The organism is Amycolatopsis sp. QT-25 (assembly GCF_029369745.1).
GTDB lineage: Bacteria > Actinomycetota > Actinomycetes > Mycobacteriales > Pseudonocardiaceae > Amycolatopsis.
In genome coordinates this window covers 7,038,758-7,052,174 of sequence record NZ_CP120210.1, presented here as the reverse complement: position 1 = coordinate 7,052,174, position 13,417 = coordinate 7,038,758, and the positions used below count along the sequence as shown (strand labels likewise).

Here is a 13,417-nt window from a genome sequence, read left to right as displayed (position 1 = left end):
CGGTTGTCGCCGGTGTCACTCCCTCTTCGCAATTGGTCACCTACTTGCGTCGGCTTGCCCGGAGTGCGGTCTTGACGCGAGCGACCACGCCCTTCGGATCACCATAGAGTTCTTCTTTCGTGATCACGACGAACGTCCAGCCATCGGCTTCCATGAGTGCCCGTCGTTCGGAGTCGAAGAGGGGTTGCTCTCCTTCGAGATGCCAAGCGCCGTCGTACTCGATGGCGAGTTTCGCCTCCCGGGTCGCGAGGTCGAGCCGTCCGAGGAACCGTCGACCGCGATACACCTCCACCTGGGGCTCCGCCTCGATGTCGTGGATCCGCAGCCAGATCCGGACCTCGGATTCGGGAATGGATTCGGCTCTCGCGTCGGAGAGCGCCAGCGCTTTCCGTGCTCTGACGATGCCGTGGTCATGGCGGTGCGCGAAGTAGTTTTCAAGCTGCTCACGTTCGATGTATCCGGCATGAAGCAGCGCGTCGACCAGGCCGACCACCCGGGGAAACGAGCGACGGAGCCGGGTGTTGGCCAGGATGTCCATGGTCATGCGCGGCGGACTCGCGATGCGGCCGTCTCGCCACGGCTCGAAATCCTCGCCGATCAACCTGGATCGTTTCAAAGGCATCCCACGCTGGAAGTGGAATCCTTCCTCCTCGGGTACGACGAACTCGACCGGATCGTTGTCGAGGGTGAACGGGAAGCCGCGCACTGTCGCGGCCGAACAGCCGGTCAGTACCGCGCCGGCGGGTGCGGTGAGGATCGCCGCCTTGCACCGGAGCACATGATCCTGCGGGATGCGGACGGGGACGTAGACGTTCTGGAACAGCCGGTCGTAGGGCCCCGATCGGAGCTGTGAGCGGGTGATGTCACCTTCGCTGATGGCGCGGCTGCCCAGGAAGGGACCGTTGAAGTCGGCGACCTCCGCGTAGTGGCTTCTGGACATGATCCGACGATGCCATCCGCGTCCGGCGGCGAGCCCGGTTCAAGATCAATTCCGCCTCACTTGTCCACAACGCTCCTCGCCTGTGGACACCTCGCTTCACCGGCGCAAGTAGGTGACTAATTGCGGTGGGTGGGCGCGAGCAGGGTGTGGACGGAGGTTTCGAGGGAGGGCAGGAGGGCAGCCGGATCGGCGGAGGTGAGCATTCGGTTCGCGAAGCCGTCCGACAGGGCGAGGACGGCATCGGCCAGGTCGCTCGCCGCGAGGTCGTCGCGGACATGGCCGGACGTTTGCGCCTCCCTGAGGTACCGCGTCGTGAGTTCCTGCAGTTCGTCGTAGCCGGTGCGGACGAACTCGGCCCATGAAGGCCGGACGGCGGCGCGGGCGGTGAAGGCGTTGACGACGATCACCTCCGCGCGGCGCTGCTCGTCGAGCGGCATCGCTTCGATCAGCAGGCGCAGCAACAGGTCGAGCGGATTCCCGGACCGATCGAGGTTCTGCCAGCGTTGCTCCAGGAACTCGCTGGTCATGTCGAGGGCGAAGCGGAACAGATCTTCCTTGGTGGAGAAGTACTTCTGCACCGCACCCGCGGATACCCCGGCTTCGACGGCGACCGAGCGCACGCTCACGGCCTCGACGCCTTCGCGCGCGACGATGCGCAGGAGGGCGCCGGCGATTTCCCGGCGGCGTTCGGCCCGGTCGACGATCTTCGGCACGGACACATCCTCCTCTTCGCTCGGCTGATGGTCGAAGGTGACGTGATGGGCAACTGTGCCCCACTTGGCTGATCGGTGTCGTTCGCGAGGGGGTCGTGAGCGATGGAGAAGGTCGTTGAGCCGGAGGGCGAACGTGTCGTGTCCGGGCGCGGACCGTCACCCTCCCGCAATTCGGCCCCGGACTGGCGACCGTGCGGACTCCCGGACGTCGGAGGTCCCCTCGGCTGCCACCTTGCCCACCCGGCTCTCTTTGGAATACAGTCGTATTCGACAGGGGGTACCGGGGTGGAAGAAATCGCACACCGGCGGCGGGCGGAGGAGAACCGGTTCGCCGCCGCGCTGACCAAAGGTCCGGCGGAGGTTCTCGATTTCCTGCTGCCGTTGTGGGTGGGAAGCCGGCTCGGCGCGTCGGCGGCCGAGGTCGGGGCGCTGACCGCCGTGGAGACGCTGGTGTCGTTCGTGGTCCGGCCGATCGCGGGCTCGCTCGCGGACCGGTTCGACCGCGGCCGGATCTCGGCCATCGGCGCGATCCTGTATGGACTGTCCTTTGTGGTATACGCGGTGACCCCGGGCATCGAAGTCGCTTACCTGGCCGCGGTTCTCGGTGGTACGGGTGGAGCGCTGTTCTGGGTCGCGTTGCGAGCTCGGGTGGGGGAAGGGCTCGCGAGGGACGACAGCGCGTTCAGCAAGCTGTTCGCGGCCGAGGGCGGCGGCACGTGGATCGCGTTCGTGGTCGCGCTGACCGCGATCGCCTGGATCGATTACCGGGGCGTGTTCTGGCTCGGCGCGGCGGCCTGTGCGGTGGCCGCGGTGGTCCTGCTGAACGCGCCGTCCGCGCCGGTGCGCGAAGCGGGCGCGCCACGGCTTTCCCAGTTGGGCAAGAGGATGCGCCCGATGCTGGCGCTGGTCGCGTTGACCGCGATGGCCGAGGCCGGGGTCGCCCTGTTGCTCCTGATGCATCTGCAACGCGGGCATCGACTGCAACTCGGCGAAATCGCCGCCGTGTTCATCCCCGGCTTCATCGTCTACAGCCTGCTGCCGGACCATCTGCACGGCTTCGTCCGCAAGGTCGGCCGGACGCGCGTGCTCGCCTTGGCGATGGTGGCGAGCGCGACCTTCGCCGCGGGCCTGTCGTTAGCACCGAGTCCGCCGATGCTCGCGGTCATGTGGGTGCTGTCCGCCGCGGCGTTCGCGGCGGCCATTCCGGTGGAGCAGGCGGTGGTCGCCGAGGCGGCCGGGCTCAGCCTCGGCCGGGCGATGGGCATCTACGAGAGCGCGACGCTACTGGGAGCGACGGCCGGGACCTTCGTGGCGGGTCAGCTCTATGGTTCGGATACTGGATGGCGCGTCGCCTGCTTCGGCGCGGCGGCGCTCCTGCTCTTCGGATCGTTCGTGGTCCGTGGTGCCGTACGGCGTGTCGGAGTTGCGGAGTTTCCCGTGGAACCACGAAAAACGGTGTCACAAAAGGAAAAGCCGGCCACCCGCACGATCGGGGAACGTCCGCAAGCGGCCGAATCGGTGACGGAGGAGGCGAACAAGCGCTCGAATCCACTCCGCGCCTGGACGATCCATGTCGTGGTGTACGTCGTCGCGCAGGCGGCGTTGGCGGTCACCGGGTACAGCTGGCCCGTCGAGGCGTTGTTCGGCGCCCCTCACGCGGCCGACTGGTTCTGGAACTCGAGTGGTCACTGGCTGCTGAACCTCGGCCGGATCTGGACCTTCGTCCTGGTGATCGACACCGGATGGACGGCCGGTCGCGCGCTGCTGAAGAAGCCGTCTTGTTGACATGTTGTCTAACATGACACCATGTCTCATACGTGGGTGACGGCCAGCGACGGTGTCCGCCTCTCGGTCCGGGTGACCGGGGTCGACGACGCGCCCACGGTGGTGCTCGTCCACGGATACCCGGACAACGGCTCGATGTGGGACGGCGTCGCCGCCCTGCTGGAGCGCCGCTATCGGGTCGTCGTCTACGACGTCCGCGGCGCCGGCCGCTCGGACAAGCCTTCGGGACGAGTGTCCTACAAGTTGGACCAGCTGTCCGATGACCTCGCTTCGGTGATCGACGAGGTCCAGTCCGAGGGCAAGGTTCATCTGCTCGCCCACGACTGGGGCTCCATCCAGACGTGGCATTCGGTCACCGGCGAAAGGCTGCGGCAACGGCTCGCGTCCTTCACGTCGATCTCCGGGCCGAGTCTCGATCACGCCGGAGCGTGGTTCCGCGCCCAGCTGCGCCCGAGCCCGAAGCGGCTCAAGAACGCGCTCGTGCAAGGAGTGCACTCGACGTACATCCTCGGATTCCAGCTCCCGCTGATCCCGCAGCTGTTGTGGCGCACCGGCGCGATGGGCGCGCTCATCGGCAGAATGGATCCAGCGGCCGCGAAACCGTCCACTTCGGACGGACTGTACGGGCTCAACCTCTACCGCGCCAACATGTTCACGCGGCTCTCCCGGCCCCGGCCGGGTAACGCCGAGATCCCGGTGCAAGTGCTCGCCCCCACCGGCGACAAGTTCGTCACCACACCCTTGCAGACCGAGATCGAGCGCTGGGCGCCGGACCTGCGGGTGCGCCGGATCGTCGGCACGCACTGGGTGGTCCGCGAGAAGCCGCAGGTGATCGCCGCCGCCACCGCCGAGCTGATCGACCACGTCGAAGGCGGTGAAGAGAGCCGCGCGCTCAAGCGGGCCAGGTCGAAAGGTTTCGCGCACAGGCTCGTCGTGGTCACCGGCGCCGGCAGCGGGATCGGCCGCGCGACGGCGCTCGCGTTCGCGGACAAGGGCGCCGACCTGATCATCACCGACATCGACGGCCCGGCCGCGGCGGAGACCGCGAAACTGCTGCGTGACAAGGGTGCCACCGTCGGGGAGTACACAGTGGACTCCTCTGACACCGAGGCGGTCGAGAAGTTCGCCCTGCGGGTCAAGAAGGAGTTCGGGGTCCCGGACATCGTCGTGAACAACGCGGGGATCGGGCTGTCCGGCCCGTTCCTCGACACGACGGTCAAGGACTGGGAACGCCTCATCGACGTGAACCTGTGGGGCGTCATCCACGGCTGCCGCGTCTTCGCCGGGCAGATGCGCGAGCGGGCCGAAGGCGGCCAGATCGTCAACGTCGCCTCGGCCGCCGCCTACCTGCCGTCGAAGATCCTTTCGGCCTACGCCACCACGAAATCGGCCGTGCTGACGTTGAGCGTGTGCCTGCGGGCGGAGCTGGCCGCCGAGAACATCGGCGTCACCGCGATCTGCCCCGGCATCGTGAACACGAACATCACCAGCACCACTCGCTTCGTCGGCGTCGACGACGTCGAACAGAGGCGGCGCCAGAAGTCGAGCAGCAAGCTGTACGCGAAACGCGGTTTCGGCCCGGAGAAGGTCGCTCGCGACATCCTGCGCGCCGTCGAGAAGGACAAGGCGATCCAGCCGTCGACGCCGGAGGCCAAGGCCGCGCTCGTCCTCTCCCGGCTCACCCCCGGACTGCTGCGGGCGGCGGCGAAACTGGACGTCACCCCGTGACCTCTGTCAGACGTCCTCGCCGGATGTCGGCGGAAGCGCGCCGCGAGGACTTGATCCGCGCCGCGCTGGACCTGTTCGGTTCGCGCGCCCCCGAACTCGTCACGGTCGACGACATCATCGCCCACGCCGAGGTTTCGCGGCCGCTGTTCTACCGGTACTTCTCGAGTCTGCGGGAACTTCAGGTCGAAGCACTGAAAACGGTCACCGAAGGGCTCATCGACGGCCTTGCCGGACTCGAGGAAGGGCCGCCCGAAACGCGGCTGCGGGCCGCCGTCCGCGGACTGATCGACGTCGCCGACCACTATCGCGCGGGCTACGTCGCCTTGTTGCGCAGCGGTTCGGTGATCGCGACCTCGGAGACGGACGCGGCGATCGACGAGGTCCGCAATCGTGCCGTCGAGCTCATCCTCGACGCGCTGGGAGTGTCGGAGCCCTCGCCCATGCTCCTGCTGACCCTGCGCTGCTGGACCGCGGTGGTGGAGGGTTCGCTGCTGAGCTGGCTCCAGGAGCGTGCCGTGCCGCGCGAGATGCTCGACGGGTGGCTGGTCGATCAGCTCACGGCCATGCTTTCGGCGACGGCGCGACACGATTCTTCGGTCCCGCGGATGCTATGAAAGGTCCTTTCCTGGCAAATTTCGCAAGGAAAGGACCTTTCATAGCGCGCTGCTAGGACTGCTTCGCGACCAGGTCCCAGCCTTCGACGTCCTCCGGCTTACGCGGCTCCGGGCCGACGTACTTCGCCGACGGGCGCACGAGGCGGCCGGTCTTCTTCTGCTCCAGGATGTGCGCGGCCCAGCCCGCGGTGCGCGCCGAGCTGAACATCGCGGGCATCATGTGCGGCGGCACCTGGGCGAAGTCCAGGATCACGGCCGCCCAGAACTCGACGTTGGTCTCGATCGGGTGATCCGGACGCCGCTCGCGCAGCTCCTTCAGCGCCACCTGCTCCAGCTCCGCGGCCGCCTCGTAACGCGCCGCGCCGAGCTCCTGGCAGGTGCGGCGCAGCACGCGCGCCCGCGGGTCCTCGGCACGGTACACGCGGTGCCCGAAGCCCATCATCCGTTCCTTGCGGTCCAGGATGCCCTTGACCAGGCCGACCGCGTCGCCGGTCTTCTCGACCTCTTCGATCATCGGCAGCACTCGCGCCGGCGCGCCGCCGTGCAGCGGGCCGGACATGGCGCCGATCGCGCCGGACAGCGCCGCGGCGACGTCGGCGCCGGTCGAGGCGATGACCCTGGCGGTGAAGGTGGAGGCGTTGAGACCGTGCTCGGCGGCCGAGACCCAGTAGGCGTCGATGGCCTTGACGTGGGCCGGGTCGGGCTCACCGCGCCAGCGGACCATGAAGCGTTCGGTGATCGACTGCGCTTCGTCGACCCGGGTCTGCGGGACGGCGGGCCGGCCGATGCCGCGCGCGGACTGGGCGACGTACGAAAGCGCCATCACCGAGGCACGGGCGAGCTGGTCGCGCGCCTCCTCGTCGGTGATGTCGAGCAGCGGCCGGTACCCCCAGATCGGGGCGAGCATGGCCAGCGCGGCCTGGACGTCGACCCGGACGTCACCGGTGTGCACCGGCAGCGGGAACGGTTCGGCGGGCGGTAGCCCGTGCCCGAAGCGGCTGTCGACGAGAAGCCCCCAGACGTCACCGAAGGTCACCTTGCCGGCGAGATCCTCGATGTCGACACCGCGATAGCGCAGCGCGCCACCGTCCCGGTCGGGCTCGGCGATTTCGGTCTTGAAGGCGACCACGCCCTCGAGACCCGGTCGGAAACCGTCGTCGACCTCGTCCGACGGCTGATTGGTGCTGATCGTGGAGGTACTCACTGTGGTGAAACCTTTCGATGCGCATTCCCCGGCTTTGTGTTCACGCGTGGACGGGATACACGCAGCGTAGGCGCGCCTCATCGCACGGATGGACAAACCTTGCTCCACGTCGGGGCCCGGGGCAATCGAAAGATGTGGTGCTTTCGGTCACGATTACGAGAACGATTCAGTGAAAACGCGCTTCGTACGCGAAGAGTTACAGCGACGTTCACTTTGCGTGTACCGATCGACGAGGTCGATCCCGTGTTTCGAGAATCCACGGGGCGGAAACCGGCGATCCGGACTCCACTTTGGACTCCGACCTCGCCGACCTCGCCGACCTCGCCGGACGACGGGGGCCGGTGACCGACCTTGTCGTGGGTGAGCCGGTGCTCCTCGCGGCTTCGGGTGAGTGGTGGTCGCGGACGCCTTTGGCCGCCGGTGAGGCCCTCACGACTTCGTTGGCGCCCGATGCCGTGACCGCGCTCCGGTTGGTCGAAGAGGGCTGAAAGGCCCTTTCGGTCCACGTCAGAACTTGGTGCCCAGCCAGGTCATCGCGACCGGTCCGCCCGTCGCGACACCGCCGATGTGCTCCAGCAGCGGGAATTCCTGCCAGGTGACGTCGGCGCCGAGGGCGCGGTAGCGGTCGCGCAGGCCCTTGCCGACCGAAAGCGGGATCAGTTCGTCCAGCGACGCGTGGTAGAGGTAGACCGGCGCCCCCGGTTTGGTCTTGCCGGCGAGGTTCTCGCCGAGCCGGGCCTGCCAGCGCGGGTCCGAGGAAACGTCCGGCACGGTGGTGAAGTCGTTGAGCCGTGCGAAAGGCGCCGCCGCGCCGAGTTCGACGGTGCACGCTTCCTTGACCCTCGCGACCATCCTCTCGCCCTTCGCGGTGAGCACGTCGTCGAACGGCAGTTCGGGGTACGCCGTCGCGTAGCCGACAGCGGCGCCGAGCACCAGGCCGAACGCCGGGCCGCCGTCGTTGAACTTCAGGACCGCGTTCAGATCCGCCGGGACACCGCCTTCCGCGACGCCGACCAGGTTGACGTCGGGTGCGTAGGACGGCTGGAGTTCACCGGCGAAGGCGGCGGCCTGACCGCCTTGGGAGTAGCCGAAAACGCCGACCGGCCCGGTCTTGGACAGGCCCGCTTCGGGCACGTTCGAGGCGGCGCGGGCGGCGTCGAGGACGGCCCGGCCTTCGGACTGGCCGACGGCGTAGGTGTGCGTGCCAGGGGTGCCGAGGCCTTCGTAGTCGGTCACGACGACCGCCCAGCCGCGCGAAAGCGCCTGGCTCATCAGAAGGACTTCGTTCTCGGACCCGTTCGTCAGCCGGGTCGACGGAGCGCAGTGGTCCCCGAGGCCGTGGGTGCCGACGGCGTAGCTGACCAACGGGCGCGCGCCCTTCGTCCACGGCGTGTGCGGGACCAGCAGGATGCCCGACACCGTGTTCGGCTGTCCCGTCGCCGAGGTGGAGCGGTAGTCGAGTTTCCAGGCCTTCGCCGGGGCGGTGGCGACGACCGGTTCGTAATCGACGAGATCCCCGGGGGCGTTCGGCGCGGCTTGCGCGGCGGGCGCGCCCATCAGGGCGGCTGTGAGGGCTGAGACCAGAACTGTCCGAAGCGTCATTGCCGTCTCCAGTTTGGTAATTGCGATTTTCGCAATGTAGGTGGAGTGGGTAGCATCTGGCAATCCCTGTTACCGAATCGGAGGAGGTCGAGTGGCCCGCACCTACGGCGGGGTCGCGCCCGAGCAACGGCGCGCCGAACGCCGTGAACGCCTGCTCGCCGCGGCCTTGGACCTGTTCACGTCGACGGGCTACCAGCAGGCGAAGATCACCGAGTTGTGCGCCCGCGCCGGCGTCTCGACGCGCAACTTCTACGAGGAGTTCGAGAGCAAGGAAAAGATGCTGCTGACCCTGCACGAGCGCATCAACACGCTCGCGCTGGAGCACGTCACCGGCGTACTGGAACGGCTGGCGGACGCGGACGCGGTCACCCGGATCGGGACATTGCTGGAGGTCTTCGTCAGCACGGTGACTTCGGATCCCCGGATGCCGCGGCTCAACTACGTCGAGGCCGTCGGGGTCAGCGCCGCCTTGGAGAGGCAGCACCGGGAATGGGTCGACCGGTGGGCCGCCTTCATCGAAGCCGAGGCCCGGCACGCCGCCGAGCACGGCGTGGCGCCGGACCGCGACTACCACCTGACGGCGATCGCGCTCGTCGGCGCGGCGACCGGACTGCTGCGCGAGTGGCAGGCGCACACCCCGCCGCTGCCCGTCGCCGACGTCGCCGCCGAACTCCGCGCCCTCATGCTGGCCGCCATCACCCGGCCCGCCTGAACCCCGGACCCCCGCCGCAATTCGGCACCTGCTTGCGGTGGTTCGCCTTCGAACCACCGCAAGCAGGTGCCGAATTGCGCGGGCGGGGCCGGTCAGGAAGCGGCGGAAGCCCGCCGGAAGGTGTTGTGCAGTACGGCGAGCAGCGCGTCACGGACCGACAGCCGAGCTCGTGCGTCGAAGGTGATCAGCGGGACTTCCTCGCCCACCGCCAGTGCCCAGCGCACGTCCTCGAGATCGTGCTTGAGGGAGCCGTCGAAGACGTTCACCCCGACCACGAACGGCAATCCGGCCTTCTCGAAGTAGTCGACGGCCGGGTAGCAGTCGTCGAGCCGGCGGGTGTCGACGATGACGAGCGCGCCCAGCGCCCCCAGCACGAGGTCGTGCCACATGAACCCGAACCGGTCCTGCCCCGGCGTGCCGAAGAGGTACAGCTTCACCTCCTCGTCGATGGTGATGCAGCCGAAGTCCAGCGCCACCGTGGTGGTGGTCTTCGACGGCACGTTCCCTCCGGTGCCGTCGACGGCCGCGCCGGCCGAGGTCATGGCCGCCTCGGTGGTCAGCGGTTTGATCTCGGAGATCGCGCCGACGGTGGTCGTCTTGCCGACGCCGAACCCGCCGGCGATGACGATCTTGACCGGTGTCGGCGGTTTGCGCGACACCGGTTCAGCGAATTGATTCGAGTCCACGAATGACCCTTTCGATCATGCCGAGGTCCTGGGTGAAGGCTCCGGCAGGGCGACGGAGCACGACGTAGCCGAGCGCGGCGAGATCCGCCACGAGGACACGGGCCACGCCGATGTGCAGGCCGAGCATCGCCGCCACTTCGGCGACGGATTTCGTGTCCCGGCAAAGGGAAACGATCTCCCGTCGTTCGAAGGTCAGCCTCAGGTGCGAAGCCGCGCCGAGCCTGCTCGTGAGCACCTGAGCCTCGATTTCGAGCGTGCCGTCCACCGGCTGCGCACGGCCGGCGGTGAGCAGATACGGGCGTAGCGGCGAGATGCCCTGTTCGGCGCCTCGCGGCTGAGGTACCTGGTCGTCGCTCATTCCCTTGTCCCCTCGTCAGTTCAGCTGCCGACGCTCTTCTTGAGTTCTTCGATCAGCGCGGGGGTGAGCACCTCGGTGGCCCGGTTGGCGAACATCGCCATCTCGTAGGCGATCGTGCCGAGGCTGGCCTGCTTGGTGGCGAGCACGCCGAGCGAACAGCCGATGCTGATCGTGCAGACCAGCAGATAGCCCTGCTCCAGCTCGATGATGATCTTGTCGGGCGAACCGAGCGGGTGGCTCTCGGAGACACCGTGCGCCAGGCCGAGCATCGCCGAGCAGATCGCGGCCAGCCGGTCGGCGTTGGCCCGTTCCAGCTCGGACGACATCGCGATCAGCAGGCCGTCGGCCGAGACGGCGATCGCGCCCATCGCGCTCGCCGTGTTCTGGGCGAAGCGCGTCACCAACCAGTTGAAGTTCCGGGCTTCGACGCTGACTCCGGTCGTCATCTCTTGCTCTTCTCTCTCTGTTCCATCTCCGGGTTGACGGCTTTCTCCAACCCGTCACTGAAGGCGTCGAACGCGGCACGCTCGGCCTCGGGGTCACGCATGCCCTTGGGCTTGGTGGTGTTCAGCGCCGCCCGCGCGGTCTGGTGCCGCGCGGCCGGTCCTTTCGCCAGTCCCGGCGCCAGCTGCGCACCGGGGACCCTTCTGGTGAGACCACCGCGCGAGGCGGCGGGCACCGGTGTCGGGGCCGGCATCGGCGCCGGGGCGGCCGCCGGCGGTGGGGTGGCCTTCGCGAGTCCGGCCTCGAAGCCGTCGAAGGCCGCTTTGGCCGCTTCTGGATCATGCCTGGACTTCAGCCGCGACGGCGCTTCGGGGGCACCCGGCAGTTGCGCACCCTTGACCCGCCGCCGCAGCCCGCCTCGGGTCTCCCCGGAATCGGCGGCGGTGAGCGCCGGCGCGGGAGCCTGGTACGCGGGCACCGGTTCGGGTGCGGGCGACGGCGGCGGTACCGGGGGCGCGGCTTCCGAGAGCTCCCCGTCGGTCTTGCGGAACCACCGGAAGTCCTTGGGGCGCACACCGTCACGCGGGATCATCCCGGCGATCGCCAGCGCCGGCGGCTCTTGCCCGGACTTCTTCGCCCGCGGCGCGGGCAGGGACGGCGGCGACGGCTCGTCGACCGGTTCCGCGGTCGGCCACACCGGCGGTGCCGGGACGGACTTCGGCGCGGGCTGCCGGAGGGTCAGCAGGTTCGGCGGGATGGTGAGCCGCGCGGTGATGCCCGCTCCCGGCTCGGTCTCGGTCAGTTCGACCTCGAGCCCGTGCCGCCGCGCGAGCCGCCCGACCACGAACAGTCCGAGCACACTGGTCGGCGCCAGTTCGAGCCGCTCGCGTTCGACCAGCCGCCGGTTCTCCTCGGCGAGCCGTTCGGCGGTCATGCCGATGCCCTGGTCCACGATCACGATCAGGCAGGAGCCGTCGGGCAGGATCTTCGTGCTGACGTCCACAAAGGACTCCGGTGGGGAGAACGACGTCGCGTTCTCCAGCAGCTCGGCGAAGATCAGCACCAGATCGGAGCCGAACGGCGACGACAGCAGGACGTCGCCCATCGAACCGAGCCGCACCCGCTGGTAGTCCTCGATCTCGGCGAGCGCCGAACGCAGCGCCGTCGACAGCTCGATCGGACCGGAAATCCGTGCCTCGTCGCGATTTCCGGACACGACGAGGAGGTTGTCCGCGTTCCGGCGCAACCGGGTGGAGAGGTGGTCGAGCCGGTAGAGGCTGGCCAGCAGGGCGACGTCCTGTTCGTTGCGCTCCAGTTCGTCGACCAGCGCCAGCTGCCTGCCCACGAGGTTCTGCGTCCGCTTCGCGACGTTGGCGAACATGAGCCCGACGTTGCGCCGCGTGACGGCCTGCCGCTCCACCAGTTCGGCCGCGGTGGCCTGCACGCGGTTGAACGCCTCGGCCAGTTCGCCGAGTTCGTCCTGCGAGGACACGTCGATGGTGGCGAGCCGCGGCGCGAGCTCTTCGGCCTGCTCGGTGTCGGTGACGCGGACCAGTTCGGTGCTCGCGAGGTCGGCGACCGAGGTCGCCGCCGTGGTCAGCTTCCGCAGCGGATCCGCGATCGACCGGCTGACCGCGATCGCGAGCCCGCCGACCAGCAGGAACAACACGCCGGCGCCGATACCGATCGTCCACGCCAGGTTCTGCGCGGCGTCGGCTCGCGCGGTCGCGGCGTCGGTGATGCCGGTGGTGACCGCGTCCTGGGCGAGCCGTCGCTGGTTCGACTGGGCGTCGACGGCGCCGAGGATGTCCGGAAGCAGGTTCTGCACGGCCTGCGGGCCGCGGGCCTCCGGGAGCCTGGCCTCCAGCGCGTCGACCCGGCGGCCCGTCTCGCCCTGCTCGACCGCGACGACCTGCGTGGCCTGGGTGACTTCGGCCTGCTGCACGAACCGTTCGAGGAACAGCGACGACTGCTGCTTCGCGTCGGCCAGCACCGGCGCCCCGGATTCGGGGGTGACCAGCACGATGATCAACGCCATACCGCGCAACGAGTTCTCCTCGTTCGCGCGCAGCAGCGCGTCGAGCGCCGTCAACTGCTGGGTGCCCGCCGCGTCACTGGTCTGCTGCGGGACGAGCCGGAGCGAGTTGACGACCGCGTCGATCACCGCGTGATACGTCCGCGCCACGCTGTCCAGTGAGGCCCCGCGCCGGAGCGCGCTCTCCCGGATCTCGTTCAGCGACCCGATCCGCACCAGCGCGGCGGCGAGTTCTTCCGGCGCGTCGGCGCTCAGCTGCGCCCGGATCCGGTTCACCGTTTCCGCGACGACGCCCTGCTGCTTGAGCATCGCCGAACTGCCTGCCGACGAAGACGCGATGTAGTGCGCCATCAGCAGCCGTTCGCGCTGCAATTCCCAGGCCAGCGTGCCGAGCGCGCGGGCCTGCGACGCGACGTCGGCGGTGGTGCGCGCGGACCGGGCGTCGTCGATCTCCCCGGCGACGTAGGGCACCGACACCAGGACCACAGCGGTCAGCGGCAACATCAGGAGCAGGTTGAGCTTGCCCCGGATGCCGAGCCTGCCGAGCAATCCGGACCGCGACCCGCGTTCGGGCCGGGTCTTCCCGTGCCTCATGA

General features: G+C 68.7%; 13 protein-coding genes. 5 read left to right on the top strand and 8 right to left on the bottom strand.

Annotation, left to right across the window (positions count from 1 at the left end; all coding sequences use genetic code 11):
- Positions 1–40 precede the first annotated feature (40 nt).
- The gene (locus tag P3102_RS33025) at positions 41–940 is read right to left on the bottom strand and encodes a DUF559 domain-containing protein (protein ID WP_276364582.1); all 900 of its coding nucleotides are present in this window, start codon (positions 938–940) and stop codon (positions 41–43) included.
- Between the two features lie 116 nt (positions 941–1,056).
- Positions 1,057–1,653 (bottom strand): TetR/AcrR family transcriptional regulator, encoded by a 597-nt coding sequence (locus P3102_RS33020; protein ID WP_276364580.1) that lies wholly within the window; start codon positions 1,651–1,653, stop codon positions 1,057–1,059.
- Positions 1,654–1,938: 285 nt separating this feature from the next.
- Between P3102_RS33020 and P3102_RS33015 the strand changes: the two genes are divergently transcribed.
- Genes P3102_RS33015 through P3102_RS33005 form a run of 3 tightly spaced genes read left to right on the top strand, consistent with a single transcriptional unit; the run spans position 1,939 to position 5,780 of the window.
- Positions 1,939–3,438 carry an MFS transporter gene (locus tag P3102_RS33015; RefSeq protein ID WP_276364579.1) on the top strand — a complete coding sequence of 500 codons (1,500 nt, stop codon included), beginning with the start codon at positions 1,939–1,941 and terminating at the stop codon, positions 3,436–3,438.
- A gap of 36 nt (positions 3,439–3,474) precedes the next feature.
- Positions 3,475–5,166 (top strand): SDR family oxidoreductase, encoded by a 1,692-nt coding sequence (locus P3102_RS33010; protein WP_276371463.1) that lies wholly within the window; start codon positions 3,475–3,477, stop codon positions 5,164–5,166.
- A 23-nt stretch (positions 5,167–5,189) separates the two neighbouring features.
- Positions 5,190–5,780: a TetR/AcrR family transcriptional regulator gene (locus tag P3102_RS33005; protein ID WP_276364577.1), complete on the top strand. Its 591-nt coding sequence runs from the start codon at positions 5,190–5,192 to the stop codon at positions 5,778–5,780.
- Between the two features lie 52 nt (positions 5,781–5,832).
- Here P3102_RS33005 and P3102_RS33000 read toward each other — a convergent pair whose 3' ends face one another.
- Positions 5,833–6,984 (bottom strand): citrate synthase 2, encoded by a 1,152-nt coding sequence (locus P3102_RS33000; RefSeq protein WP_276364576.1) that lies wholly within the window; start codon positions 6,982–6,984, stop codon positions 5,833–5,835.
- 290 nt (positions 6,985–7,274) lie between these two features.
- Here P3102_RS33000 and P3102_RS32995 point away from each other — a divergent pair, with 290 nt between their 5' ends.
- Positions 7,275–7,472 carry a hypothetical protein gene (locus tag P3102_RS32995; RefSeq protein WP_346660150.1) on the top strand — a complete coding sequence of 66 codons (198 nt, stop codon included), beginning with the start codon at positions 7,275–7,277 and terminating at the stop codon, positions 7,470–7,472.
- A 19-nt stretch (positions 7,473–7,491) separates the two neighbouring features.
- Here P3102_RS32995 and P3102_RS32990 read toward each other — a convergent pair whose 3' ends face one another.
- The gene (locus P3102_RS32990; protein ID WP_276364574.1) at positions 7,492–8,586 is read right to left on the bottom strand and encodes a lipase family protein; all 1,095 of its coding nucleotides are present in this window, start codon (positions 8,584–8,586) and stop codon (positions 7,492–7,494) included.
- A gap of 91 nt (positions 8,587–8,677) precedes the next feature.
- Here P3102_RS32990 and P3102_RS32985 point away from each other — a divergent pair, with 91 nt between their 5' ends.
- Entirely contained in the window at positions 8,678–9,298 is a 621-nt protein-coding gene (locus tag P3102_RS32985) for a TetR/AcrR family transcriptional regulator (protein WP_276364572.1), read from the top strand.
- 92 nt (positions 9,299–9,390) lie between these two features.
- Here P3102_RS32985 and P3102_RS32980 read toward each other — a convergent pair whose 3' ends face one another.
- Genes P3102_RS32980 through P3102_RS32965 form a run of 4 tightly spaced genes read right to left on the bottom strand, consistent with a single transcriptional unit; the run spans position 9,391 to position 13,415 of the window.
- Positions 9,391–9,984: an ATP/GTP-binding protein gene (locus P3102_RS32980; RefSeq protein WP_276364570.1), complete on the bottom strand. Its 594-nt coding sequence runs from the start codon at positions 9,982–9,984 to the stop codon at positions 9,391–9,393.
- Positions 9,962–10,342, bottom strand: coding sequence for a DUF742 domain-containing protein (locus P3102_RS32975; protein ID WP_276364568.1), 381 nt, complete (start codon positions 10,340–10,342; stop codon positions 9,962–9,964). The genes P3102_RS32980 and P3102_RS32975 overlap by 23 nt, the downstream gene beginning before the upstream one ends.
- A 20-nt stretch (positions 10,343–10,362) precedes the next feature.
- Positions 10,363–10,788 (bottom strand): roadblock/LC7 domain-containing protein, encoded by a 426-nt coding sequence (locus P3102_RS32970; RefSeq protein WP_005156032.1) that lies wholly within the window; start codon positions 10,786–10,788, stop codon positions 10,363–10,365.
- Positions 10,785–13,415, bottom strand: coding sequence for a nitrate- and nitrite sensing domain-containing protein (locus tag P3102_RS32965; protein WP_276364562.1), 2,631 nt, complete (start codon positions 13,413–13,415; stop codon positions 10,785–10,787). Before P3102_RS32965 ends, P3102_RS32970 begins: the two co-directional genes overlap by 4 nt.
- Positions 13,416–13,417 lie beyond the last annotated feature (2 nt).